Source organism: Streptomyces sp. L-9-10 (assembly GCF_004151105.1).
Taxonomy (GTDB): Bacteria; Actinomycetota; Actinomycetes; order Streptomycetales; family Streptomycetaceae; genus Streptomyces.
The window spans coordinates 80,319-105,526 of the sequence record NZ_PHRF01000041.1; the positions used below are offsets into that span (position 1 = coordinate 80,319).

The 25,208-nt window shown below is 70.6% G+C and carries 25 protein-coding genes and 2 tRNA genes; 7 read left to right on the forward strand and 20 right to left on the reverse strand.

The features are described 5' to 3' along the window. Positions 1-6: 6 nt before the first annotated feature. From CU044_RS11020 to CU044_RS39500, 3 genes are all read right to left on the reverse strand, one after another. Positions 7-1,344: a gluconate:H+ symporter gene (locus CU044_RS11020; protein WP_129768331.1), complete on the reverse strand. Its 1,338-nt coding sequence runs from the start codon at positions 1,342-1,344 to the stop codon at positions 7-9. A gap of 132 nt (positions 1,345-1,476) precedes the next feature. After that, the gene (locus tag CU044_RS11025; protein ID WP_129768332.1) at positions 1,477-2,436 is read right to left on the reverse strand and encodes a 5-dehydro-4-deoxyglucarate dehydratase; all 960 of its coding nucleotides are present in this window, start codon (positions 2,434-2,436) and stop codon (positions 1,477-1,479) included. Positions 2,437-2,792: 356 nt separating this feature from the next. Next, positions 2,793-3,047 carry a hypothetical protein gene (locus CU044_RS39500; protein WP_240045488.1) on the reverse strand — a complete coding sequence of 85 codons (255 nt, stop codon included), beginning with the start codon at positions 3,045-3,047 and terminating at the stop codon, positions 2,793-2,795. A 12-nt stretch (positions 3,048-3,059) separates the two neighbouring features. Here CU044_RS39500 and CU044_RS39505 point away from each other — a divergent pair, with 12 nt between their 5' ends. The 4 genes from CU044_RS39505 to CU044_RS11045 all read left to right on the forward strand — a co-directional run bounded on the left by CU044_RS39505 (position 3,060) and on the right by CU044_RS11045 (position 5,717). Next, positions 3,060-3,449 carry an FAD-dependent monooxygenase gene (locus CU044_RS39505; RefSeq protein WP_345790129.1) on the forward strand — a complete coding sequence of 130 codons (390 nt, stop codon included), beginning with the start codon at positions 3,060-3,062 and terminating at the stop codon, positions 3,447-3,449. 167 nt (positions 3,450-3,616) lie between these two features. Next, positions 3,617-4,186 carry a TetR/AcrR family transcriptional regulator gene (locus CU044_RS11035; RefSeq protein WP_129768334.1) on the forward strand — a complete coding sequence of 190 codons (570 nt, stop codon included), beginning with the start codon at positions 3,617-3,619 and terminating at the stop codon, positions 4,184-4,186. 109 nt (positions 4,187-4,295) lie between these two features. After that, positions 4,296-5,480: a GDSL-type esterase/lipase family protein gene (locus CU044_RS11040; protein ID WP_129768335.1), complete on the forward strand. Its 1,185-nt coding sequence runs from the start codon at positions 4,296-4,298 to the stop codon at positions 5,478-5,480. A gap of 150 nt (positions 5,481-5,630) precedes the next feature. Next, positions 5,631-5,717, forward strand: a tRNA-OTHER gene (locus CU044_RS11045). Between the two features lie 96 nt (positions 5,718-5,813). On the opposite strand, the gene CU044_RS11050 is transcribed toward CU044_RS11045, so the two are convergent. Continuing rightward, positions 5,814-6,203, reverse strand: a complete 390-nt coding sequence (locus CU044_RS11050) for a phosphopantetheine adenylyltransferase (protein ID WP_129768336.1) — start codon at positions 6,201-6,203, stop codon at positions 5,814-5,816. A 56-nt stretch (positions 6,204-6,259) separates the two neighbouring features. On the opposite strand from CU044_RS11050, the gene CU044_RS11055 reads away from it, so the two are divergent. Then, positions 6,260-7,039: an AraC family transcriptional regulator gene (locus tag CU044_RS11055; RefSeq protein WP_129768337.1), complete on the forward strand. Its 780-nt coding sequence runs from the start codon at positions 6,260-6,262 to the stop codon at positions 7,037-7,039. 26 nt (positions 7,040-7,065) lie between these two features. On the opposite strand, the gene CU044_RS11060 is transcribed toward CU044_RS11055, so the two are convergent. The 8 genes from CU044_RS11060 to CU044_RS38495 form a co-directional block, all read right to left on the reverse strand. Further along, complete coding sequence (locus CU044_RS11060; protein WP_240045489.1) at positions 7,066-8,436, reverse strand: FAD-binding oxidoreductase; 1,371 nt, start codon at positions 8,434-8,436, stop codon at positions 7,066-7,068. After that, positions 8,433-8,975 carry a flavin reductase family protein gene (locus tag CU044_RS11065; RefSeq protein WP_129768338.1) on the reverse strand — a complete coding sequence of 181 codons (543 nt, stop codon included), beginning with the start codon at positions 8,973-8,975 and terminating at the stop codon, positions 8,433-8,435. The genes CU044_RS11060 and CU044_RS11065 overlap by 4 nt, the downstream gene beginning before the upstream one ends. 124 nt (positions 8,976-9,099) lie before the next feature. Further along, positions 9,100-9,615 (reverse strand): SRPBCC family protein, encoded by a 516-nt coding sequence (locus CU044_RS11070; protein WP_165371853.1) that lies wholly within the window; start codon positions 9,613-9,615, stop codon positions 9,100-9,102. Next, positions 9,612-11,981: an MMPL family transporter gene (locus CU044_RS11075; RefSeq protein ID WP_129768340.1), complete on the reverse strand. Its 2,370-nt coding sequence runs from the start codon at positions 11,979-11,981 to the stop codon at positions 9,612-9,614. The genes CU044_RS11070 and CU044_RS11075 overlap by 4 nt, the downstream gene beginning before the upstream one ends. Continuing rightward, the gene (locus CU044_RS11080) at positions 11,978-12,997 is read right to left on the reverse strand and encodes a hypothetical protein (protein ID WP_193563929.1); all 1,020 of its coding nucleotides are present in this window, start codon (positions 12,995-12,997) and stop codon (positions 11,978-11,980) included. The genes CU044_RS11075 and CU044_RS11080 overlap by 4 nt, the downstream gene beginning before the upstream one ends. A gap of 57 nt (positions 12,998-13,054) precedes the next feature. Then, entirely contained in the window at positions 13,055-14,494 is a 1,440-nt protein-coding gene (locus CU044_RS11085; protein WP_129768341.1) for a cytochrome P450, read from the reverse strand. Positions 14,495-14,511: 17 nt separating this feature from the next. After that, entirely contained in the window at positions 14,512-15,192 is a 681-nt protein-coding gene (locus CU044_RS11090; protein WP_165371854.1) for a methyltransferase domain-containing protein, read from the reverse strand. A 211-nt stretch (positions 15,193-15,403) separates the two neighbouring features. Further along, positions 15,404-15,502: transfer RNA gene (locus CU044_RS38495), tRNA-OTHER, on the reverse strand. 178 nt (positions 15,503-15,680) lie between these two features. Here CU044_RS38495 and CU044_RS11095 point away from each other — a divergent pair. Then, positions 15,681-16,430: a GDSL-type esterase/lipase family protein gene (locus CU044_RS11095; protein ID WP_129768343.1), complete on the forward strand. Its 750-nt coding sequence runs from the start codon at positions 15,681-15,683 to the stop codon at positions 16,428-16,430. On the opposite strand, the gene CU044_RS11100 is transcribed toward CU044_RS11095, so the two are convergent. From CU044_RS11100 to CU044_RS11130, 7 genes are all read right to left on the reverse strand, one after another. Continuing rightward, positions 16,417-17,673: a beta-ketoacyl-[acyl-carrier-protein] synthase family protein gene (locus CU044_RS11100; protein ID WP_193563930.1), complete on the reverse strand. Its 1,257-nt coding sequence runs from the start codon at positions 17,671-17,673 to the stop codon at positions 16,417-16,419. The genes CU044_RS11095 and CU044_RS11100 overlap by 14 nt on opposite strands. Continuing rightward, on the reverse strand, positions 17,673-17,912 hold the full coding sequence (locus tag CU044_RS11105) for an acyl carrier protein (RefSeq protein ID WP_129768344.1): 240 nt from the start codon (positions 17,910-17,912) through the stop codon (positions 17,673-17,675). The genes CU044_RS11100 and CU044_RS11105 overlap by 1 nt, the downstream gene beginning before the upstream one ends. Before the next feature lie 20 nt (positions 17,913-17,932). Next, positions 17,933-18,409: a hypothetical protein gene (locus CU044_RS11110; RefSeq protein WP_129768345.1), complete on the reverse strand. Its 477-nt coding sequence runs from the start codon at positions 18,407-18,409 to the stop codon at positions 17,933-17,935. After that, positions 18,409-18,924 (reverse strand): SRPBCC family protein, encoded by a 516-nt coding sequence (locus tag CU044_RS11115; RefSeq protein WP_129768346.1) that lies wholly within the window; start codon positions 18,922-18,924, stop codon positions 18,409-18,411. Before CU044_RS11115 ends, CU044_RS11110 begins: the two co-directional genes overlap by 1 nt. Next, a complete protein-coding gene (locus CU044_RS11120) occupies positions 18,917-20,254 on the reverse strand; it encodes an aminotransferase class III-fold pyridoxal phosphate-dependent enzyme (protein ID WP_129768347.1) in 1,338 nt (445 codons plus the stop codon). Before CU044_RS11120 ends, CU044_RS11115 begins: the two co-directional genes overlap by 8 nt. A 14-nt stretch (positions 20,255-20,268) precedes the next feature. Beyond that, entirely contained in the window at positions 20,269-21,408 is a 1,140-nt protein-coding gene (locus CU044_RS11125) for an acyl-CoA dehydrogenase family protein (RefSeq protein ID WP_129768348.1), read from the reverse strand. A gap of 110 nt (positions 21,409-21,518) precedes the next feature. Next, positions 21,519-23,075 (reverse strand): aldehyde dehydrogenase family protein, encoded by a 1,557-nt coding sequence (locus CU044_RS11130; RefSeq protein ID WP_240045490.1) that lies wholly within the window; start codon positions 23,073-23,075, stop codon positions 21,519-21,521. Between the two features lie 337 nt (positions 23,076-23,412). On the opposite strand from CU044_RS11130, the gene CU044_RS11135 reads away from it, so the two are divergent. Next, a complete protein-coding gene (locus CU044_RS11135) occupies positions 23,413-24,420 on the forward strand; it encodes a DUF2156 domain-containing protein (RefSeq protein WP_129768349.1) in 1,008 nt (335 codons plus the stop codon). On the opposite strand, the gene CU044_RS11140 is transcribed toward CU044_RS11135, so the two are convergent. Next, positions 24,404-25,201, reverse strand: coding sequence for an AfsR/SARP family transcriptional regulator (locus tag CU044_RS11140; RefSeq protein WP_129768350.1), 798 nt, complete (start codon positions 25,199-25,201; stop codon positions 24,404-24,406). The two genes, CU044_RS11135 and CU044_RS11140, sit on opposite strands and share 17 nt — an antisense overlap. Positions 25,202-25,208 lie beyond the last annotated feature (7 nt).

Here is a 25,208-nt window from a genome sequence, read left to right on the forward strand (position 1 = left end):
GGTGATTCACAGGCTGAGGACGTCGAGGACCCACTCGACCGCGAGCACGCCGCCCAGCCCGAGGACCGCGAGCACCGTCGTGTAGGTGGTGCGGGTCTTGATCGCGTCGATGACCGAGAGGTTGAAGTACTCCTTGAACATCCAGAATCCGGGGTCGTTGACGTGGGAGAGCGCGATCGACCCGCAGGAGACGGCGAGGACCATGAGTTCGGGGTGGACCCCACTGCCCGCCAGGAGCGGCAGCACCACGCCCGAGGCCGTGACGACGGCGACCGTCGCCGACCCGAGAGCCACCCGGAGGATGACCGCGATGAGCCACGCGAGGATGATCGGCGAGATGGACCAGCCGTGTGTGAGGTCCTTGATGTAGTCGGAGATCCCGCCCTCGACGAGGACCTCCTTGAAGGCGCCGCCGGCTCCGATCACCAGGAGGATCATCGCCATCGCCTGGGCCGCCGAGGTGCAGGACGCGCTGACGTCCGCCAGGCCGCGGCCGATCCGCGGTCCGAACGCCCAGATCGCCACGAGCAGGGTCAGCAGGAGCGCGATCGGCGCCGATCCGATGAAAGCGACGAAGTGCAGGAACGGGTTCGCACCGGATACGGCCATGTCGGTCACCGCCGCGCCCGCGATCAGCACCACGGGGAAGAGGGCCACGGACAGCGACCAGGCCATGCCGGGCATCTCCTCGTCGGTGAACACGCGCTCACTCACGAGCCCCTTGGGTATGGAGGGGTTCATCGCCCTGACGAAAGGAAGGCGCGGCCACACCAGGGCGATCAGCGCGCCGATGGGGACGGCGATGAACAGGCCGTAGAACAGCGTCAGGCCGACGGAGGCGTGGAAGGCCGCGGCCACGGCGGTGGGGCCGGGGTGGGGCGGGAGGAAGCTGTGCATGGTGGACAGGGCGATCGACATCGGCAGCCCGACCCACAGCAGGTTCGCCCCGGTGACGCGGACGATGGTGAACGCGACGGGCACGATGATGACGAAGGCGACCTCGTAGAACATGGTGACGCCGATGAGCATCGCCGTCACCACCATGGCCACCTGGACCCCACGCGGGCCGAAGGCGTCGAGGAGCTTGCCGGCTATGCGCTGCGCCGCGCCGGAATCCCCCATGACACGGCCGACCATGGCACCGAGTCCGATGGTGAGCATCGTGTCACCGATCTGGCCCCCTATACCGTCCGAGAGGACGTCCGGGATCTTCGCCACAGGAATCCCCTGGACCAGCCCGACCCCGACCGCGACGAGCAGAAGCGCGGCGAAGCCGTTCAGTCTCAGCCTGGTCATGAGGAGGAGCAGAATGAGAACGCTGATCCCGACGACGAGCAGAGGCATGTCAGTTCCCCTTTGAACTGTGGGTCGAGTGGCCGGAGGCTCCGCGGGGCCGTCGGTGGCGCGGTGGCGCGGTGGGGCGGTACGGCGGCACAGCGGGCGCGGTGTGGGGCGTGGTGGGCGTTCGCGTGCTCGTCAGCCCGGTCGTCGTACGGCTCCCACCAGGTTCAGGCCGTCGTCCAGCACCTTCGTCAGCTGGGCGAGATCGTCCGGACCGGGGTCGGTGAGCGGGGCGCGTACCGGACCGACCGGGAGGCCGCGCAGCCGGGCGGCGGCCTTGACCAACGAGACGGCGTAGCCGGGCACCCTGTCGCGCAGCTCGACCAGCGGGACGTAGAAGTCCCGCAGGAGCGTGTCGACACGAACCGCGTCCCCGTCACGCAGAGCGGTGAAGAAGGCGTTCGCGATCTCGGGCGCGAAGGCGTGAACGGCCGACGAGTACGCGGGAACGCCCACCGTGCCGTAGGCGCGGGCCTGGATCTCGGCGGTGGCGGCGCCGTTGAAGAAGAGAAATCCGTCAGGTGCCGCGAGTGTGAGGCGCTGGAGGCGGTCGAGGTCGCTGTGCCCGTCCTTGAGCCCGATGACGGTGGGGATGTCCGCGATACGGCGCAGGCTGCCGGCGGTGAAGGCGACTTGGCCGCGCTGGTACGCGATCAGCGGCAGCCGGGTGCCGGCGGCGATCCGCCGCAACTGCTCCACCAGACCGTCCTGCGGAGCCTCGACCAGGTAGTGGGGCAGCACCAACGCGGCGTCCGCGCCCGCCTCTTCGGCGATCCGGGCGAAGCGCAGCGCCTGCGCCCAGCCGTAGCCGATGCCCGCGACGACCGGTAGCCGGCCGTCGGTCACCTCGACCGTGGCCGTGACGACCGCGCGGTACTCGTCCTCGTCCAGTGCGCCGAACTCCCCGGTACCGCAGGCGGGGAACACCGCGCCGGGCGCCGTGGCCAACTGGGCGGTCAGGTAGGCCCGGTACGACTCCGGATCGAGGCCGCCGTCCTCGCGGAAGCTCGTGAGAGGGAAGGCCAGCACCCCACGCGCCATGCCGTCACGCAGCCGCTGGGTAACGCCTTCGACCTCCGCGCTGAACCGTGTCATGAAGCCTCGTCCCTGTATGCAGATGGCGTCTACGTATGGGAACAGAGGTTAGGGTCGTGAACTGGGTGGGGTCAATGGGTGTGGACGGCACGGATGTGGCGCCGTGGTGTGGTGGGACCGCCTCTCGCGCCGTTCGGCCGCGCGCTGTTGGTAGGTGTGGGCGAGGGGGTGCTCGGTCCGGTCCCGGGCCGGTCGGCGCTGATGTGCTGCCGAGAGGGCCTTGTTCGTGGATGTGAACTCAGGCCCTCGGTCTCCGGTCATCGGCCGTTGCCCGGGGGTGCGCGACGGCTGCCCGGGGGTGTGCGACGGCCGATGACGCCGTGGCTGGGTGCCTGTTCCTGAGGCCCCTGGTGGTCCTACTCGGAAGCCGGCTGGTCGTCGAGGGCCGCGAGGTGTGTGGTGAGGTCGTCGGCGAAGCGCGCGAGGAGGCGGCCGAAGTCCTGGCGGTCCTGCCGGGGCCAGTCCGCGAGGGCGTCGGTGAACCATCCGATGAGGGTGCGCATGTAGCGTCCCGCCGCCGCGCCGTCGGGGGTCGCTTCGATGAGGCGGGCCCGCTGGTCGTCCGGGTCGGTGACCCGGAGGACCAGGCCGCGCCGCTCCAGCTCGTTCACCTGCCGGGTGATGTGCGGTTCTTCGACACCATCAGCCAGATCCGCATGCCCCGCTGGTCCACCGGACGGGTCGCCCTCGCCGGCGACGCCGCCCACGCCCCGTCCTTCCTCTCGGGACAGGGATCCAGCATCGCGCTGGTCGGCGCCTACGTCCTCGCCGGTGAACTGGCGTCCCACGGCAGCCACATCGCGGCCTACGCGGCCTACGAGGACCGGACGCGGGAGTTCGTGAAGCTGAACCAGGACCTCGCCACCGCCGGAGGCGCCAGCGTCCTTCCCCGAACCGCCGACGAACTCGCCCTGCGCAACCGCGCCCTGCGCGATCCCGCCCGCCTCCCCGGTGACCAGGGACGGTCCGCCAACTCCGCGCTCATCCTCCCCGACTACGCCGACGCACGCTGACCCTGAATGGCTGTACGGTCCGGCGGCTCCCGGCTCCCGGCTCCCGGCTCCCGGCTGTGCGCGGGGGTGGGCGCGCGCTCCGTTCAGTGGCCGCTTAGCTCCTCACGTGATTTGCCTAGGACGATTAGGTAGACGCATAATCGACTCAGGCTGAGGGAAGGATGGTCATGGCAAGAGCTGGGCTGACCGCGGAACGACTGACACGGGCGGGGGCGGAACTGGCCGACGAGGTCGGCTTCGACAAGGTGACCGTCTCGGCGCTCGCCCGGCGGTTCGGTGTTAAGGACGCGAGCCTGTACTCGCATCTGAAGAACTCCCAGGACCTCAAGACCCGGATCGCTCTGCTGGCCCTGGCGGAACTCGCCGACCGGGTCGCCGCCGCCCTGGCGGGGCGGGCCGGCAAAGACGCCCTGGTGGCCTTCGCGAACGCCTACCGCGACTACGCCCGGGAGCACCCCGGCCGCTACGCGGCGGCGCGGCTCAGGCTCGACCCGGAGACGGCGGCCGCCAGCGCCGGCGGCAGGCACGCGCAGATGACGCGGGCGATCCTGCGCGGCTACGACCTGACGGAGCCGGACCAGACCCACGCGGTCCGGCTGCTGGGCAGCGTCTTCCACGGCTACGTCAGCCTGGAGATGGCCGGCGGCTTCAGCCACAGCGCCCCCGGCTCGGAGGAATCCTGGTCACGGGCGCTGGACGCGCTCGACGCCCTGCTGCGGAACTGGCCCGCACCCTGAACCCGGCCACCACGGCATCCACCGGCCGCCGACACACCGTCAGGACCTCCCGGCGCGACCGGACTCCTCGGTCGTCTTGGCCCAGGCATCTTGATCAACAGGCGGAGAAATGAACACCACGCACAACTGGATCACCACACCCATCACCACCGACATCCTGCGCGGCGCGCTCGACCTGGAACACACCGCGCACGGCGTCCTGCCGCACCGGCTGCCCGCCCGTGCCCGCGCCCAGTACTCCGACGGACAGCTCGCCATGGCCGAGTCCCAGCCCTCCGGCGTCCGGCTGGCCTTCCGCACCGGGGCCACCGTCATAGAACTGGACGTGCTGCCCACCAAGCGGGTCTACGTGGGTGCCCCGCCCCGTCCCGACGGTGTGTACGACCTGCTCGTCGACGCCCGCCTGGCCGGCCGGGCCAGTGTGACCGGCGGCAACACCCTGACCATCGACATGACCACGGGGACCGCCGAGCACCGGCCGGGGCCCGTCGGCAGCCTCCGCTTCGCCGAACTGCCCGACGGTGTCAAGGACATCGAGATCTGGTTGCCGCACAACGAGACCACCGAACTCGTCGCCCTGCGCACCGACGCCCCCGTCGAGCCCGCACCGGACCGGGGCCGCAAGGTATGGCTGCACCACGGCAGTTCGATCAGCCACGGCTCCGACGCCGCGAGCCCCACCACCACCTGGCCGGCGCTGGCCGCCTCCCTCGGCGGTGTGGAGCTGATCAATCTGGGTCTGGGCGGCAGCGCCCTGCTGGACCCGTTCACCGCCCGCGCGCTGCGGGACACCCCCGCCGACTTCATCAGCGTCAAGATCGGCATCAACGTGGTCAACGCCGACCTGATGCGTCTGCGCGCCTTCACCCCCGCCGTCCACGGCTTCCTCGACACCATCCGCGAAGGCCACCCCACCGCACCGCTGCTGGTCGTCTCGCCCATCCTGTGCCCCATCCACGAGGACACCCCGGGCCCCAGCGCGCCCGACTTCAGCGACGTCAGCGAGGGGAAGCTCCGGTTCCGGGCCACGGGCGACCCCGGGGAACGGGCCGCCGGGAAGCTGACGCTCAATGTCATCCGGGACGAACTGGCCCGCATCGTGGAGCAGCGGGCGGCCGAGGACCCGAACCTGTGGTATTTGGACGGCCGTGAACTCTACGGCGAGGCCGACGCCGCCGAGTTGCCGCTGCCCGACCGGCTCCACCCGGACGCCGCCACCCACCACCGCATCGGTGAGCGCTTCGCCGAACTGGCCTTCGCGCCCAACGGGCTCTTCGCGGACCGCAGCGCCTGACGCCCGCGTTCCGCGCGCGCGGCCACCGGGAGAACGGCGCGCACGGCCAACGCGCTTGAGGCGTCTCAGGACGGTGTCAGCGAAATCTCAGGCGGGTCCAGCAGAATCATGAACACCGAAGGGAACGGGGGAGACCCCGCCCCGAGGTGGGGAGAGGTACCCGAAGCGGCCCAACGGGGTTCCGGGGAAACCTGGACCGGGTGCAAGCCCTCGCAGGTTCGAATCCTGCCCTCTCCGCACACCGGTGGCCCGGCCGCCGCCCGGTCCGGGCGGCGGCCGGGCAGTGGACACCGGGGAGGCGAGGTGCGGACGCGCACCTCGCCTCCCCGGTGTTCAGGCGTTCTTGCGCCAGACCAGGACGGCCGCCACCGCCAGCAGCGCGATCGCCGCGATATCGATCCGCGCCACCCGCATCGTCGCGTCGTTGAGCCCCGGGGCGGAGTAGGCGAACAGCAGGAACGTGCCCATGCTGACCCCGCCGCCGACGAGGGCGGGCACCCGGAGCGACGGGATGAACGCCGCGCAGAGCAGGGCGATTCCGACGAGCCCCAGTAACACCGCGCGGTGCCGCAGAAGCACCGTCAGATCAGCGGAGTGGGGACCGTCGATCGACACCCCGTAGGCCGTGGTGATCCGGGACGGGGCCAGTGCGACGACTCCGGGCAGGAGGTTCACCGCACCCACGACGACGAACAGCGCGGAGGTGAGTCGGTCGGTCCACATGTTTTATCCGTTCAACAGAAGAAAGGGATGATCGGGGTGTTGGTTAGCATGCCCGCATGCGACCGGCGCTGCTTTCAGAAACGTGCCGTGACCAGGCCGCGTTGTGGTTGTGGCCGGGGCACGCGCTGTATGTCGGACCGTCCCTCGAACTGGACGTCCACTCCGGGGCGGTGAGCTGTCTCGCGGTGGGCGTCGACGGGGAGTTCACGGTCCGGCTGGAACACGGCCGGGCCCGCGCCGCCCGCACGGCGCTGGTGGCGGCGCGGGTGCGGCACCGGATCGTGGCCGGCGGGGGCCGGATGGCCTTCTGCTACCTGGACCCGGCGTCCGCGCGCGAGCGGGCGTGCCGCCGGCTGATGAGCGGGAGCGCGGAACTGGCGGGAGACCACCGGTACGAGCACGAACTGGCCTCGCTGGCAGCCCTGTTGGAACAGGACGCGCCGCTGTCGACCGTACGGCGGTGGCTGGACCTCGCCGGACCCGACGGCCTCTCGGGCCGCCGGGACCCGCGCGTACAGCAGGCGACCCGCCGGCTCTCCGAGGGGTCCGGGCAGCGGCTCCCGGCAGCGGAACTGGCGGCGGAGGCCGGTCTGTCCGTCTCGGCTTTCCTGCGGCTGTTCCGGGCCGAGACGGGCACGACGTTCCGCCGCTACCGGATGTGGACGCGCATGCTGCGGGTGGCGACCCTGCTGGAGACCTGGCCCGATCTCAGCACGGCGGCCGTCGAGGCGGGCTTCGCCAGCCCGTCCCACTTCAGCAGCGCCTTCCACGCGATGTTCGGCCTGCGGCCCAGCAGTCTGTTCTCCTCTCGGCTGACGATCAAGGCCGCCGGATAGGCGGGACGGACCCACGGACGCCGGTCTCATGGTGTGCGGCGGGCTTCCCGGTCCATGCTGTTCAGGTAGGCCCGCAGAAGTCCCCTCGCCGGGCGCGCGGTGAGCGGGACCCGTGGGGCCCGGTCGCGGTGCCACGGGTGGCCGACGGGGCCACGGGCCGCCGAGGCGTCCTCGACGAGGGACTCCGCGACATGCGATCCATGGGCCACCGACATGGCCAGGCCATGACCGCAGCAGCCGCCGATGTACCAGACGTCCGGGTGGCCGCCGACGCGGCCGACCACGGGAAGGTCATCGGTGGTCATGCCTATCTGTCCCGACCAGCGATGGCTGACCGGCACCTCGGCGAGGGCGGGGTGCAGTCGCCGCAGCCGCTCCTCCAGCCAGGTCCAGGTGGCGGTGCGCAGCGCGGCGGCCCGGCCGGCGGGCAGCCCCGGCAGATGGACGGCCCTGCCGCCGCCCACCACCAGCCGGCCGTCGTGGGTGAGCCGGAAGTACGGCGCCAGGGACATGCTGTCGACGAGGGACGTTCCGGTGCCGCCGCCCAGCGCCGCGCGGGCCTCGGGGCCGAGCGGGGCGGTGGCGACGGCGTGCACCTGAAGGGGCAGGACCGTACCGACCGGCAGCCCCAGCGGCCCGGCCGCCGCGTTGACGGCCAGGACCGCCTTGCGGGCCCGGAGCGTGCCGCTGGGGAAGAGCAGTTCGGTGGGGGTGCCGCCGTCACCGGGGTGCATGCCGCGCAGGGGGCTGTCGTCGTGGAAACGGACGCCCTTCGCGGCGCAGGCGGCGGCCAGCGCACCGCTCAGCGCGGCCGGGTCGAGCGTGGCGGCGGAGCGGTAGAACAGGCCCGCGTGATACGGGACATCGAGGCGCTCGCGGATGCCGGCGGCCGACAGCACGGGGACGTCCAGGCCGAGCGCCTCATACGTCCGCGCCTGCCGGGCCAGGGACGCCAGGCCGGAGGCGCTACGGGTCGCCACGATCTGCCCGCCCCCGCGCAGCCCGCACGGCGCGCCCAGCTCCTCCGTCAGCGCGACCACGCGCTCCACCGCGGCCTCGGAGGCCAGATACATGTCCCGCGCCATGGACGGGCCGTAGCGGCGGGCGGCCCGGTCGATGGACGGACCGACCCGGGGCCCGAGGAGGCCCGTGCCCCGGCCGCTCGCACCGGCCGCCGGATGGCGGGCGTCCACGACGACGACATCCAGGGAGGGATCGCGTTCGATCAGGTGGTAGGCGGTGGACAGACCGGCCAGGCCGGCTCCCACCACGGCGACATCGGCGGTGAGCCCGCCGGTCACCCGCCCGGAGGACGCGCCGGCGGTGGCCAGACCGGGACGGTCTCCGGGGGAGGCGTCGGGCGCCCAGCAGGGCTCCTCCCGTACCCGGGCCGTCACCGCTCGCCCCCTTCCGCCAGGGTGTGGAAGGCGCGGTCGTGCCAGATCAGGGGCCGTCCGCCGGCCGTGTGCAGGGCGGCCACACGCCCGACGACGAGGCAGTGGTCGCCGTACGCGCGTACCTCCTCGGTCCGGCAGACCGACCAGGCGAAGGTGTCCGCGAGCACCGGTGCGCCGAGCACCTCCTCGTACGTTTCGGCGGCGAAACGCTCGGCGGGGGTGGCGGTGGAGAACAGCCGCGCCCGGCCGCTCTGTTCCGCGTGCAGCAGGTGCACCGCGAAGGCGGACCCGGGTGTGATGGCGGCGAGCGTCCGCGAGGTGTGGGACAGGCAGACGAGCAGCAGCGGCGGGTCGGCCGAGAGCGAGGTGACGGTCGAGACGGTCGTCCCCACCGGCCCGTCGTCCGAGGGCGCCGTGACCACGGCGACGCCGGAGGCGAGGCCGGCGTAGAAGTCCAGGCAGAGTTGGGCGCCGGGAACGGACGTCTGATCCACTTCCGGGCCGCCGGTACGCGCACCGGCTATGACGGGCTGCATCATGGGGCTCCTTCCTGTCCGGTTTCTTGTGTTCTGTTCCGGCGGCCCGGGGGCGTGACGGCATGGCGGAGCCAGCCGCCCGCGGACCGCGTCCCACGGGCGGACGGCGCTACTTCCGCAACATGTCCTAGCGGCCGGACTCCAGCGTGTCCCGCAGTGCCACGAGGGTGGTGCGCATGGTCTCCCGGTTGCGGGCCCTGCGGCGTACGACGCCGGTCACCAGCGGCGTGACGGCGGTGAGCGCCATGCCGAACGGGCCGGAGCGCCGGTCCCGCCACTCCTCGTGCACCTCGCACCCCTCGGGCAGCGGTGTGAAGCGGTACGTCCAGCCCGCCACCGCGATACCGAGGAAGCTCACATGGAAGGCGAAGGCGCGGCCGGGCTCCGCCTCGACCACACGGCACAGGGTCGGCCATGGCAGCCATCGCGCGCGGTTGCGTCCGATGAACCGCATGCCCGTCCTGGCCGGGCCGTTGCGTCCGATGATCCACGCGCCGCGGCACTCCGGGCTCCACTCGCCCATCCTCGCCACATCACTGACCGCCGCGTAGGCGGTCTCCGGCGGCACACGGATGACGATGCTCTCGGATATCCGTGAGGGGGAGTCGGTTTCGGGCGGTGTCGCGGCGGTCTGGTCGGTCACTTGTGGGTCGTCCTCTCCATGCCGGCCATCTCCGTGGCCTGTACGGGTTCGGGCACGTGCGTGGGCCCCGGGGCGTGCTTGCGGCCCGGCAGCCACCAGTTCCAGCGGCTCATCAGGCGCATGGACGCCGGGACGATCAGCAGCCGGATGACCGTCGCGTCGAGCGCGATGGCCAGAGCCATGCCGAGGCCCAGTTGCTGCATGGGCAGGATGCCAGTGAACGCGAAGGCCGCGAAGACCGCGACCATGAGGACGGCCGCGCCGGAGATCAGCGGCATCGTGGCGGACATACCGCGCGCCACGCTGCCGATGTCGTCCCCGGTGGCGAGATGGTCCTCGCGGACCCGGCTGAGGAGGAAGACCTCGTAGTCCGTGCTGAGGCTGAACAGCAGGGTGACCAGCAGTACGGGAACGAAGTTGGTGAGGTGGCCGTCCACGTCGAAGCCGAACAGCCCACCGCCCAGGCCGTCCTGGAAGACCAGCACCAGCACCCCGTACGTGGCGCCCACCGAGAGCAGGTTCATCGCGATGGCCTTGAGCGGCAGGAACAGCGAGCGGAAGGTGAGGAGCAGCAGCAGATAGATGACGGCGAGCATGGTCGCGATGACCGGCACCAGCCTGTCCTCGATCACCTTGTTCGCGTCGACGCCCTCGGCCGTCTCCCCGCCGACGTCGATGGTCCAGCCTCCGCCGCCGGCCGTGAAACCGGCGGCCTCGGCGCGTACGGACGTGAGCAGGTCCCGTACCGGGCCGGAGGAAGCGCTGTCATCGCCCACCACCTCGATGAGCGTGGTCCTGCCGTCTCCGGACACGAAGTGCCCGACCGTGGCACGGGCGTCGGCGGGAAGCCGGTCCGGCGCCGCGAGGACGGCGAACGGCCGGTCCCGGCCGGCCTGGCGGAGCGTGCCGATCGCCGAGTCGGTCCGTACCACCCCCGGCAGTCCGGCGACGGAGTCGTGGAACCGCAGCAGCTTCGCCACCTCCGCGTCGGAGCGCTCGTGGAGCGGTACGCGCGACTCGACGACCACCTGGACCGGCGCGGCGCTGCCCACCCCGAACTCGTCCCTGACCGCGTCGTACCCCTGGCGTACGGCCGCGTCCGCGGGCACGACCCGGGCGTCCGGGGTGAAGGTGTCCAGGCGCAGGGCGGGCAGGGCGAGCGCGGTCAGCGCCGCGACACCCGCCACCAGGAACAGCACCGGGCGGCGCATGACCGCGTGGGTCACGGCGACCCAGCCGCCGCCTGACCGGGCCGTGTTCGCCGCGCGGCGGCCGATCCGGCCCCACTCGATCCGGGACCCCAGCAGATGCAGCAGCACGGGGAGCAGCAGCACACTGGTCAGGACCGAGAAGGCGACCACGACCACGGCACCGAGAGCCATCGACTGGATGACGCTCAGATCCACCAGGAAGAGGGTGGACATGGCGGCCACGATGGTGATGCCGGACGCCACGACGGTCTCGCCCGAGGAACGCAGTGTGCGCGCGAGCGCGCGCTCGCGGTCCTCCCGGGAGAGCGGGCCGCCCCCGGTCGGCAGTTCACTCTTGAACCGCATGATCATGAAGAGCGAGTAGTCCACGCCCACGCCGAGCCCCAGCATCGTGGCGGCGTTCTGCACGAACACCGAGAGCTCGGTCCGCCGGGCGACGAGCGCGAGCACCGCGAGGGCGAAGACCACCGAGGAGACGCCGACCAGCAGGGCGGCGAGCGCGGCCGCCACGCTGCGGAAGAGCAGCAGCAGGACGAGGAGGATCAGCGGCAGGGTGACCAACTCCGCGAGGATCAGCCCGCGTTCGCTCAGATGGTTCACCTCGCCCCACAGGGCGGCCTGGCTCACCAGCGACACCCGCAGGCCCTGCGGCTCGTACTGCCGGCTCAGCCTGTCCTGGATGCCGGGCAGCAGGCGGCGCGCGGTTCCGTCGTCCAGCTCGGAGCCGACGCGGACCAGCGCGGTACGGTCGTCGTCGCCGAGGAAGGCGGCGCGCGCCCGGTCACCGGTGAGCGTCGTGTATCCGTAGCCGCCCGAGGCCCTGAGGGTGTCGTCCCCGAGCACGGCCTCGGCGGCGTCCCGCACCCGCGCCTCGAAGGCGGGATCGCCGGCCCGGTGCCGGGTGTCCTTGATCACGAGGGTCAGGGAGGTGGCGCCGCGCCCGTCGAACCCGTCGGTGAGCCGCTCGGCGGCCACGGCGGAGCCGGAACCCGGCACGTACCACCCACCACCACTGAGCAGCCCCGGCAGCGGGGCGGCCTGCCAGCCGGCGACCACGAGCAGCAGCAGCCACAGGACGGCGAGCGGCCGTCGCCGACGGCTGGTCAGGCGGGACAGACGCGTCGGTAACCGGGACGGGGCGCGGCGGTCCCTCATGCGCGGATCGCGATTCCGTGTTCGCGGTCGTCGGTCAGGATCTCCATCAGCGCGCGATTGTCCGTGGTGAGACGGTGGCGCTTGCCGGTCGCCTTGTTGACCATCTCCAGCTCGCACCTGCCGATCTTGGTGTTCAGGCAGTGCTTGATGCCACCGGGCGGGTTGTAGTAGTTGAGTCCGACGAAGTCCTCGGGCGCCGCGGTGAAGCGGCCCCGGATGGCGACGGTCTCGTCGGAGCTGCTGAAGTCCCAGTAGAAGTAGCCGAAGTCGGCCTTGGCCTTGAGCGCCTGGCGGGGCGCGGACAGGGAGTACTCGCGCTCCTCGTGGCGGAGCACCAGGAAAGTGATCTTCGGCGTCTTGACCGGGCCCACCAGCTTCGTACGGCCGGTGACGATCTCCAGGAAGCTGTCCGGGTGCTCGTCGAACCCGGCCACCTGGCCGAAGGCGTAGTGATCGGTGTGCCGGCTGCCCCAGTTGTGGTTCTGGCTGCCGGTCCAGCCGTCGACGTCGATCGTCTCGCCGTCGACCGTCAGCTTGCCGCTGTACGTCGCCAGGGGGACCCCGACCAGGCTCTTGGCCTTGGGGAAACCTCCGGTGTACATGCCAGGCGGCAGCAGGAGCAGCGGTGGTTCCGAGCCCTCGTACGTCAGGTCCCAGCCGATGTGACCGTTGGTACCGGCCGCCTCGCCCTTCAGCGCGCCCGTCTCCAGGACCCGGTCGTTCACCCGGGCGCCGAAGGAGTCGGGGCTGAAGTGGCAGTCGGAGATCGGGTATTCCTCCTTGGCCACCACATGACGGCCGGTCGTGCCGTCGAAATAGATGGCCCACAGTTCACCGATGGCGGCCTGGGGCATGCCGGCGGGACTGAAGATCGTGTACCGGATCCAGAAGGCCCGGGGCTCCGTCGGGTGGTTGCCCCGCTGGTAGAAGCTCTCGTAATGGCCGGCTTCCTGCCCCGGACGGTACTGCGTCCAGTTCAGGCGCTCCGCGTCCGCTGTGCTGGGGTCCAAGTTCATCGGGTCCGTCTTCCCATCCGATACCGGTACTGGCTGCTGTGCTGTGCGGTGCTCTGCTTATGGAGCGCCGGGCGCTCCCGTGCGCGCGTGCGCGGTCATGGACATTCCGTAGCGCGGTCGCAGGGTGATCGACGCCTGGTTGACGACCCGGTGCGAGGGCACGTGCCGGAACTCGTACCGCCGTACCAGGGCGGCGAGCAGCAGATGTGCCTCCATCAACGCGAAGTGCTTGCCTATGCAGAGATGCGGACCGGCTCCGAAGGGCATGTGCGCGAAGCGGTGGCGGCCCTTCCTGCCCTCGGGGGAGAAGCGTTCCGGATCGAAACGCTCGGGGTCGGTCCAGTGCCGCTCATGGCGGTGGATGTTGTAGAGATTGACCAGCAGCCGTGAGCCGGCCGGCACGGTGTGGCCCCCCAGCACGGTGTCCTTGAGCACCAGCCTGGGGACGATCGGCGCGGACGGGTACAGCCGCAGCGCCTCCTCGAAGACCTGGAGCGCGTACGGCATGGCCGCCAGGTCGTCCATGGTGGGCATACGGTCGCCGAGGACCTCGTCCACCTCGTCCTGGACCCGGCGCAGTGCCCGGCGGTTCCCGGAGAGCAGATAGAAGGCCCAGGTGAGGGTGATCGCGGTGGTCTCGTGCCCGGCGCCGAAGGTGGTGATGACCTCGTCGCGGACCTCGCGGTCGCTCATGCCCTCGCCGGTGTCGGCGTCCCGTACGTCCAGCATCATGTCGAGCAGATCGGGCGGTCCTTCACCGCGGGGGACACCGCCGGCCGCCGCCTTGCGGCGCTCCGCGATGATCCCGTACGTCATCTCGTCGATGCCCCTCATCACCTCCTGGAAGCGGCGGTTGCGCGGTGTGGGCCACTGGGTCGGCGGGCTGAAGGGGTTCTGGAGGCGGTCGAAGGCGTAGTTGATGGCGACATCGACGGCCTCCGGGCTGATGCCGTCCCTGGTCTGCTCGACATCGGTGCTGAACATGCACCGGCTGACGATGTCGAGCGTGACCCGCATCATCTCCTCGTGCACATCGACCACATCGCCGCTTCGGTACGTGGCGGCCATGTGGGTGACCTGATTCGCGGTCGACTCGGACATCGACTCAAACATGCGGGCGATCGCCTGCTTGGTGTAAATGGGCTGCATCATGCGCCTGTTGCGCATCCAGCTCTCGTGATCGTCGCTGGTGAGCAGGCCCTCACCGAGGATCAGCCGGAGCGGGTTGTCCGGGCCGAGCTTGCCGTAGGTCGCGCTGTCGGTGAGCACCTCACCGGCCAGCTCGGGGCTGGACACGCCGTGCACGACGACAGGACCGAGCCGGTAGCGGACCAGATCACCGTGGTCGCGCCAGCCCTGGTGCATGGCGTCCAGGATGTCCTTGCGGAAGTCCAGGACGCTGCCCAGCACGGGCAGCCCACGCGCCTCCGGCGCGGAAGGGGGCGTCGCCCCGTACGCGGACGGAGCGGTGGCGGCGGTGCCGTGTGTAGCCGTCATACGAGAATCCCTCCCCTTCACTTCCGGGCCAGGGCGCAGACCCAGCCGAACGAGCGGAGCGGCTCCGCGACGAACCGGGCGTCCTGGAAACCGGCCTTGCCCAGCATCTCCACCAGATCGGCCCCCGAGAGGATCCGCAGACCCTCCCGCTCGGAACGCTCGGTGAACCGCCGCCCGAGCAGACGCTGTTTCGCCGTGGGCCTCTCGGCGGCCTCCCGGCTCATCTCCAGGGTGATCGCCACCTGGCCGCCGGGCTTGAGCACCCGGTACGCCTCGCTGAGCCCGCGCATCGGGTCGGGCCAGAAGTAGAACGTCTCGATGGCGCTCACCTGGTCGAAGGACGCGTCCTCGTACGGCAGAGCGCCGGCGTCGCCCCGCTTGATCTCCACCCGTCCCGCGGCGACGCCGTCGACATTGCGCCGTACGGACTGACGGACCATCTCCTCGGAGTAGTCCACACCGGCGACGAACCCCTGAGTCGCCTGCTCCGACAGCAGCTTGACGGCCATACCGCCGCCGCAGCCGATGTCCAGGACGCGCTGGGAACGGCGTATCTCCATGTGCTCGATCGCCCACACGGTGAGCGTACGGTGCTGCTTCGCCATCACATGGCCGATCAGCCGCCCGGCGCGCCCGTTCGGCTGCCGGAAGTTGTCCTCCACCAACTCCAGCGGCCTCTTCAGCAGTTTGTCGATCATCCGGACTTCCCTTCGCGGTTCGCAACGTCTCGGGTGGTGCCACGGAAGGGGACGCCGACCCCGGAGGGCGGGCCCGGCGACTTCCGGGAACGGGTATGCGGGCCACGGCGCGCACAGCGGGCGGCGCGCCGGTACCCCGTCTGCCTGACGGCCCCGGGCGCGGTTCCCGCACCCACGGGAACGGCGCCGCGGCACGGCATCGGATGGTCGGCGGAGAGGGCAGGATTCGAACCTGCGCGGGCCGGAGCCTGTACGGCGACCCGATCCGGGTTGCCCCGGAACCCCGTTGGACCACTTCGGGTACCTCTCCCTGCCGCGGAGGCGGACCGGCCGCCGCTCCCGCCGCGCCATCGATGCTGCCGCAGTTTCCTGAGATCACGCTGAGATCCTCCTGAGACCGCTCGCTCCGGTCCGGACAGGTGCACATCGGTGGAGTGGACCGGAATCGAAGCGGGCAGCAAGGAAGGGTTCAACGGGAGGGGAACACCATGAACGACACGACCGAACAGCGAAAGTCCCTTGTCCGGGAGGGTGCCGACCCGCGGTGCCTGCGGCCAGGCGAGGCCGGACGGCTCCTCGCCGGTGCCCCATGGCGCCGCCTGGTGGTGCTGGGCGACATAGCGGTGGAGCGGGCCGCGGAACAGGTCGACGGATACGGGCCGAGGCCCTGGTACGACCGGGTCGCGGCCGCCCTGGGCGACGCCGCCGAGGGCTTCGCGTACCTCAACCTCCTCGGCCGGCGGGAGCTGCGCGCCGCGCAGGTGCGCTCCGGGCAGCTCCCGGCCGCTCTCGCCTTCCGGGGAGACCTCGCGCTGGTCTGCTGCGGCACCGCGTACACACCGGACGAGGCGCTCGACATGTACGGACCGACGGCGGAGCTGGCACGGATCGTCGCGCCGCTGCGTGACGCCGGGTACGACGTCGCGCTGCTCGGCTCCTACCAGCTGGCGGGCTGGCCCGGACTGCCGGCCGGCCGCCGGGAACAGGTGGCCGAACAGCAGAAACGGGTCTCCGAACAGGCCAGGGCCGTCGCCCTGCGCCACGGCACGCTCTACATCGACCTGGCGTCCCACTACTCCGACACCGAGGTGGCGGCCGTGTGGAGCCGCGACCGGGCGCGGCCGAACAGCCTCGGCCACGCGGTCGCGGCGGCCTCCGTGGTGCGTGCCCTCGGCGGCAGGACGGCCGCCGCCGTGCCCACGGCCGGGGCCGACCACGGCCCGGTCAGGCCCTGGTGAACAGCAGTACGGCATTCTGACCGCCGAATCCGAAGGAGTTGCTGACGGCCACCTCGGCGCGCAGGTCGCGTCCGGCCTTGAACACCATGTCCAGTTCCAGTTCCGGATCCAGGCTCTCCAGATTGGCGGTCGGCGGGATGTGACCCTCCTGGAGGGTCAGCGCCGTCACCACCGCCTCGATGGCCCCGGCCGCGGCCAGGGAGTGGCCCACCACACCCTTGACGGAGGTGACGGCGGGCCGCTCCCCGAGCACCCGGCGGATCATGCGGGCCTCGGTGGCGTCGTTGAGTACCGTCGCCGTGCCGTGCGCGTTGACATGGTCCACCTCGCCCGCGCCGACCCCGGCGTCACGCAGCGCGGCGCGCATGGCGAGCTCGGCGCCTCCGCCGTCCGGATCGGGGGCGGTCGCGTGGAACGCGTCGGCGGAGGCGCCGTACCCGCTCACCATGGCCCGGATCGTGGCTCCGCGCGCCCTCGCGTCCTCGGCGCGTTCCAGGACGAGTACGGCCGCGCCCTCGGCCGGCACGAAGCCGTCCCGGTCGGCGTCGAAGGGACGGGAGGTGGCGGTCAGATCGTCGCGGCGGCCGGCCAGGGCCCGCATCTGGCCGAAGCCCGTGACGAGCGAGGGGACCAGGGGTGCTTCCGTACCGCCGGTGATCACCACGTCGCAGGCTCCGCTGCGCAGCAGTTCGCGTGCCGTGCCCACCGCCGTGGTCCCGGAGGCGCAGGCCGTCGCCGTCACCAGGCTGGGTCCCCGGGCGCCGAACATCATGGACACGTATCCGGCGCACATGTTGGGCGACAGCATGGGGACGAGCAGCGGGGAGACCTTGCGCGCTCCGCGTTCCAGCAGCACCTTGTGCTGCTTCTCCCAGGTGGCGGCGCCGCCGATGCCGTTGCCCAGGACGACACCGACCCTGGTGGCGTCCCAGGAGTCCCGGTCGAGGCCGGAGTCGGTGACCGCCTCGTGAGCGGCGACCAGCGCGAGCTGGCTGCTGCGGTCCAGTCGCCACAGCTGCTTGCGTTCGATGAGCCCGCCGGGGTCGAAATCGGTGACGGCGCACGCGAAGTCGGCGGGTATGCCGGCGAGCGCCGGTACGTCGGTGGCCGCCGTACCGGCCCCGGCACGGATCCGTTCCCAGCTCCGCTCGACCCCGGTCCCGGCGGCCGTGACCATGCCGACCCCGGTGATCGCGGCGTCGAACGGGGCCTGTGCCGGGGCGGTCGTCGGTGGACGGCCCATCAGACGGTGGCCAGCTTGCCGGAGATGAGCTCGGCGGCCTGCCCGACGGTCGACTCGGGGCCCAGGTCGCTGTCCTCGAGCGGTACGCCGAACTCCTCCTGCGCGGCGACGGAGAGCTCCACGAGGGCGAGGGAGTCGAGTTCGAGGGCGCTGAGCGTGCTGGTCGGTTCGATGCTCTCGGCGTCCAGGCCGAAGGTGCTGGTGAGCAGTTCCAGCAGGTGCTGGTAGACGTCGTCCATGAGGGGTTTCCTTCCGGAGCCTAGACGTTCGTGGGTGTGCCGGCGGCCGGTGCCGGCGCGGCGTCGAACTGGTCGGTGAAGCGGGAGTACGCGGGATGGGCCACCGGTTCGAACTCCAGCGCGAAGGGCTTGAGGAAGTTGCCGAACAGCGCGCGGTCGCCGAACAGATGGATGGGGATGACCAGCAGCGCCCACTCGGGGCCCCACAGCCAGATCCACGCGAGCACCACCAGGGTCTGGGTGACCAGGCTGTGCATGACGTTGTAGAGCACGTAATACGCCCGGTGTATCCGCTTGGACGCGCTGCGGTGGTACGCGATCGCCCCGGGGATGTATCCGATGAGATCGATATAGGCGAACAGCCCGATCGCGGGGAGCCATCTGACCTCGTCGAGATGGGTGAAGAAGAAGGCCGCGGCGATCACCAGGCCGAGCCCGTACTCCAGCCGGATCAGCCGGTAGGTGGTACGTGTCTCGAAGAGGTTCTTGCCGTCCATCAGCGCGATCCCGACGCGGCGGTGACGGGCGCGGCCATCACCTCGGCGACGGCGCGGGCGACCGCCTCGTCGCCGACCACCGAGGCGTTGCCCTCGAAGAGGCTGATGACGACACGGGCGATGGTCTCCTTGAAGACCCGCTCGGCGACCGGGTCGAGGATGCCCGCCAGGCTGGGGATACCGAAGTCGAACTCGGCGCTGAAGTCGACCACGCAGTCGTCGCCGTCCGCGACGAGCCGCCAGACACCGGCGAACTCGGCGAAGTCACCGTCGGTCTGCTCGAAGGTGATGGTCAGCCCGTCCCGGTCGAACCGGTCGGTCTCGGTCCAGCACAGGATGCCGTTGCGGAAGTAGACCTCCCAGTCGCTGACCTCCTGCGTGCCGGATTCCTGACGGGACGTCACCGAGCGGATGACCTCGGTGAATTCGGAGTACCGGCCGAACGCGCTGACGCGGTCGAACGCCACCGCCGCGTCGACGTCGTGGACGCGGACCTTCACTTGCACGCTACGCATGGATTTTGTCACCTTCTGCTGTGGGTGCGTACCGGGCGCCCTGCGCGCGGCACGCGCGGTCGACCGCCTCGTAGAAGAAGTCCAGGTCGCTTCTGGTCAGAACCGCCGGCGGGGTGAAGCGCAGGACGAGATGGGAGTTGAGGGAGTGGTTGGCGATGACACCGTTCATGATCAGCTCGATCAGGAGATCGCCCGCCGGCCCCGGCTGGGCGAACTCGATCCCCAGCAGCAGCCCTTGGCCCCGTACCTCACGCACGGCGTCGCCGTAGTGCGAGCGGACGATACGGTCCAGCTCCGGGAGGATCTCGGCGCCGAGCTCGCGGGAGCGGGTCACGAGATCGTCCTCGCGCATCGCCGTGAGCGCCCCGCGTACGGCGGCCATCGCCAGCGGCGCGCCGGAGAACGTGGACGTGTGCAGATACGGGTCCCGGTCGAAGGCCCTGAACGCCTCACGGGTGGCGACCACGGCCGACACCGGTACCACGCCGCCGCTGAGACCCTTGCCGACGAGCAGCACATCGGGGCTGATGTCCTCCCGGTCGGCGCCCCACCAGGAACCGAGCCGGCCCAGACCGGTCTGGATCTCGTCCAGGACGAGGAAGGCCCCGTACCGGTCGCACAGTTCCCGCACCGCGCGCAGATAGCCCGCGGGCGGGATCACCACTCCGGCCTCGCCCTGCACCGGCTCGACGAACACACACGCCTCGCCGGGGGTCGCCGCGAGCAGCGATTCGAGGGCGGCGGCGTCACCGTACGGAACATGGCTCGTCTGGGGCAGCAGCGGCCGGAACGGGTCCTGGAAGACGCTCTTGCCGGTCAGGCTGAGCGCGCCCATGGTCTTGCCGTGATAGCCGTTCTCCATCGCGATCAGCCGGTGGTGGCCCCGGGTGCGGGCCAGCTTGATGGCCGTCTCGGCCGCCTCCGCCCCCGAGCCGGCGAAGTGCACCCGCTCCAGTCCTCGCGGCGCCACCGACACCAGGGCGTCGGCGGCCAGGGCGACCTGCGGTTCGAGGAAGAGCCGGGTGGCGACGGGGTGGGTGGCCAGCTGCTCGGCGACATGCCGGATGACGGTGGGATGCCGGGCGCCCATCAGGAAGACGCCGTACCCCCCGCAGTTCAGGAAGCGTTCGCCCGTCGAGGTGGTGACCCAGGCGCCTTCCGAGGCCACCTCGATGTGCCCGCCGAACAGCTCGCCGAGGGTCGCCCGGCCTTTGCTGAGACGGGCCCGGTACAGCCTGCCCAGCTCCTCACGCCCGAGGGCGGGCGCGGCGGCGGGGACGGCCGGAGGCACGGCCGGCGGAAGAACGGATGTCGGTGTCGTCGATGGCATGGATCTCCCTCTCTTCAGGTCAGGCGCAGGGGATGGCCCGCGACGTGGTCGAGGTACGGGCCGGTGAAGCTGGACCGCGACGGCGGGTGGAACGACAGACCGTGTGCGGCGCCGGCCAGGTAGGCCACGTCGGAAGAGGACATGAAGGCCGTGCCGCCGAGCAGTTCGACGGCCTGGTTCAGCGCGTCGCCCAGCGCGTCCTGGGCGGCGTACCGGGCGACGAGCGTGCGGGCGAGCGCCGCGTTGCCGGTCTCGCCGTCCCTGATCATCCGGGCGGTGCCCTCCAGCAGCAGGGCGGCTGTCTCCAGCCGGGTGAGCACCCGGGCGCGGTCGGAGTCGCTGCCCCGGCCGCCGTCGACGACCCGCTCGACCAGTCCGCTGACGATGCCGAGATAGCAGGCGGAGATGAGCAGTTCGAACCAGATCAGGCCGACGGTCTGGAGATCGTCCAGATTCCCGGCGTCACCCTCCGGCTCGGTGCGCATCAGCAGCTGCTCGTCGACGAAGACGTCCGTGAGCCGCACCTCGTCGCTCTCCGCGCCCGCGAGGGTCCGGCTTCCCCAGAACGGATGGACGCTGACCCCATCGGTCTCCCGGGGAATCAGCAGCACCGCCATTCTCGGCTCACCGCTGTCGGTCGGCAGTGCCACGCTGGCGGTGAGCAGGTCCATCGAGTGCGACAGACTGCACGGCTTCTTGGAACCGTTGATCACATAGCCGTCGTCCGCCTTCGACGCCGACATCATCGGCGAGAGGATGCCCCGCCCCGGCCGGCCTTCCGCGAAGCCCGAGGCGACCAGCAGCCGCTGCTCCGCGATCCCTTCGAGCAGCGCCCACTCCATGCCGCTGCTCTGGATGGAACCGGCCAGCGTGAACAGCGTCGCCACCGAGAAGTGGTGCATCGTCGTGGCGATCGCCAGGGACGGTGCCCGGGAGGCCAGGGCCCGCACCACGGCGAGGGCCTGGAGCGGATCGGCTCCCGTCCCGCCGTAGGTCTTGGGGATCACCAGACCGGGACCGCCCGCCGTGCGGAAGTGGTCGAGGGCCGGGTTCTTCGGTGCTTCCAGCTCTTCCAGCGGGGTGCCGGAGAGCAGATCGAGCAGGCCGGGCAGGAATGATTCGCACGTCTCGCGTGCGGCTTCCAACGAGCGCATGGATCCCCCTCTGTTCTGTCGTTCCGTCGTCGTTCTGTCGTGATGGCTTCTGGGCCGCGGGGCGTGCGACGGGTCCCGTACGGGCCGTACGGGTCCGGTGCGCGGTGCGGTCAGCGGCCGGCGGCGGCCTGGAGGGCCTTCCAGGCGCCGAACACCGCTTCGGAGGGACGCGCGCCGGCGGCGACGCTCACGCCCTGGATGTGGGAGGTGCGCAGGATCGGGTAGTTGGCCTCGCCGAACACACCTCCGGTGAGCCCGGTCCCGCCGTGGGTCGGCAGATAGGGCAGGAACCCGATGTGGGAGTCGTTCACCTTGAGCAGCCCGCCCTGGGTGATCCGGGTCACGATCCGGTCGACCACCCCGGGATCCCGTGCCCACGCCGAGTTCCGCAGCCCGTAGGCGTTGCTGTTGACGAAGTCGATGAACCGCTCCAGCTGGACCTCGTCGGGGGCGGGCTCGGCCACGATCACCGGCAGCAGCGGGAAGAACGTCTCCTCGCGGACCGCCTGGACCTCCCGGGCCCCATCGAGACCGCGTACCCGCACCACCGTGGGTTCGAGGAAGATCCCGGCGGTGTCACGGGTCCCGTCCTCCTGGATCGCGTGCCCGCCGCAGATCAGCTCCGCGCCCCGGTCGAGGGCGTCACGCAGGCACGAGAAGAACTTCTCGTTGCGCAGCACCGGAGTGAGCAGAACGCCCTCCTCCGACGACCGGCCGGGCCTGATCCGCGCCGCCTTCTCGGCCAGCAGGGCGACGAGTTCGTCGCTGACGTCCGGGTGGACCACCACCTGGTTGGGGATCATGCACAGCTGGCCCGAGCCGTAGAAGCTCTCCGTGATGGCCTCGGCCGCCAGATCCAGGTCGGCGTCCTTCCACACCAGCACCACGTCGTTGCCGGCCAGTTCGAGGATCGGCTTCTTGCCCGCCGCGATGCAGCGCTCCTGGAAGCGCATCCCGTTCTCGCTGCTGCCGAAGTACATGATGTCGTCGACGAGCGGGCTCTCCAGCCAGGCGTCCAGCATCGGAGCCGGGTCGCCGCACACCACACCGAGGGTGCCCGGGGGAGCGCCCAGCTCGGCCAGTACCGGCGCCACCACCTCCTGGAGTACGTACATGACGCCCAGCGGGGCGCTGCGCGGTGCCCGTACGACCAGGGAGTTGCCGGCCATGATCGCGGTCACACCGAGCAGCGCGCTCGAAAGCGGCGCGTTCTGAGGGGGGTTGAGGCAGACCACACCGTCGGGGCGGCGGCGCACCGAGATCTCCCGCTCGCCGTGCCGGTACTCCTGGAGCATCTGGCTGCGGTAGAAGCCCAGTGACTCGGGCCCGAACACCTCCAGCGCCCCGGACACCTGCCAGCGGGCCAGTGCCAGCGGGTGCCCCTCCTGGACGAGCACATCGGTGATCCGCTCGGCCTGCTCGGCGAGCCTGCGGTACAGCAGGGTGCCGAACTGCTCGATCCGGATTTCCGGAGGGAACGCCGCCCAGGGCGCGGCGGCCGCGGCCGCGGCCTCGATCGCCAGATCCGTGGTCTGACGGTCCGCCCGCGCCACCCGGCCGACAATGGTGGCCGGCAGGTTCTCGGCGGGAATGCGGCCGCTCTCCAGCTTCCGCTTCATGGTGAGCGTGGAAAAGGCGTCGTCGAGCAGGGCGTCCGAGTCGACCACGTACACCCAGGTCCCGCTCGGAACGGCCTTTCCGTCAATGAGGGAAAGGTAGGTGGGGACTTCCTGACGAGGCGCTCCGGAATCTTCTTTTCCTGACGCCGAAGGCATCGCGATATCGCTGCTCACGCAGCCCCTCCGCTCTCCATTTCCCATCGGCAGACGGGAATGTTCGCAGTTCCAAGTGGTGGCTATGACCTTCACATGGCCACCTGAAAATCCTCGGAGACGGCGCTGAGACGGCGCTGAGACGGACGTTTCAGGCAAATGGAAGAGGTGCTGAGGAGCATGTCCCCGGGCACCGGCCCGGTAAATCGACGCCTCAGGCAACGGGAGTGAGATGACGACGCGCAGCGGAGAGGTATCCGACGAAGAAGTACTCGGGGTGCTGGAAAAGCTCCGTAAGGACGGCGACAATCCCAGCGCCTTCCTCGCGCTCAACTCCGGTAACGCGTACTTCACCGATCCGGCGGCGGACGGAGTGGTCGCCTATCGCGAGGCGGGCTCGTATCTGATCCAGTTCGGCGGCGTCCACGCCGCGCCGGAACAGCGGGAGGCGCTGCTGCGGGCCTTCCTCGCGCACGCGCGCCGGCGGCGCCGCAAGGTCGTCGCCGTACAGGTCCTCACATCGGATGTGGAGCTGTACGTGAGGTGCGGTTTCACGGTCAATCAGGTCGGCTCGTCGTACTCGGTGCACCTGCCCGACTTCGCCCTGCGCGGAACGCGCTTCATGAAACTCCGCAACAAGATCTCGCGGGCCCGGCGCAGCGGCCTGGAGGTGACGGAGGTCTCCCACGAGGAGTGCGCGGCGGACATAGCCGGCATCGACGGCGCGTGGCTGCGGAGCAAGGGCCGTCACGTCAAGGAGATCGAGTTCCTGGTCGGCGAGCTGGGCGGACCCGTACAGCACGCGCGCCGGCTGATGCTCGGCCGGCTCGACGGAGTGCCCATCGCCTATATCTCGTACTCACCCGCGTACGGCTCGCGTCCCGGGTGGCTGCACGACCTGAGCCGCCGGCTCCCGGACGCGCCGCCCGGTGTGATGGAGGCGATCAACCTGACCGCGCTGGAGATGTTCCGTCAGGAGGGGGCGGAGTGGCTGCACTTCGGCTTCACCCCGTTCACCGGACTGTCCGACGAGCACGATCCGCCCGAGGCCAGCGGCGCCACCCGGAAGATCATGCGGCTGCTGGCCGACCACGGGGACAAGGTCTATCCCGCGGCCAGCCAGCTCGCCTACAAGGAGAAGTGGGGTCCCCAGCTGGTACTTCCGGAGTATCTGGCCTTCCACGGGCGCGCGAGGCTGGGTGCCATCTGGCAGATCCTCCGCGTCACGAAATCCGTATGACCTCTTCCCCGGCCCCGGATATGGACAGATGGGGGGATTGCCGGAGGATGTCCTGGAACCTGTCTCTCAGTCCGTGTCCGGGCTGAAGTCCCAGATGCTGCGACAGGTACTCGCGGGTGCGGTGGTAGGTGTTGAGCGCGTCGGCCTGCCGTCCGGACAGGTAGAGAGCGGTGATGAGCTGTTCGCAGAATCGCTCGTGCAGCGGGTACCTGGCGTGCAGTTGCTCCAGGCCGGGGATGACGGCACGGGGCTGGTCGAGCCGGAGCCGGATATCGAAAAGCCTTTCGTAGGCTCCCACTCTGATCTCTTCCAGCTGGGTGTAGGCGACCTGACAGATCATTCCGTGCCCGGCGTCGATCAGCGCCGGGCCCCGCCAAAGGGAAACCGCCGCGGTCAGCAGATCAACGGCACCTCTGGGGTGGTGCTCGCTCGCCGCTTCGGCGCGGGCCACCAGGTGGAGGAGCCGGGAAGCGTCGACATCCTCCTCGGTCAGCTCCAGGACGTACCCGGTCGGTGAAGTCCGGATGACATTGCGCAGAGCCGCCTTCCCGCCGTGTGCGACCAGAACCCGGCGCAGCCGGGCGATATGACCGTGCAATGAGTTCTCGGCGCTGTTCGGAGGCTCTTCGCCCCATAGTTCGTCGATGAGTTCACTACGCGAAACGGAGCGCCCCACCGATAACGACAATGCCGCTAGGATCGAGCGTAATTTCTCTCCCGGTATCCGGACCTGAACCCCGTCATCCATTACTTCCATCGGTCCCAGAAGATTGATCTGCAATTGGTGC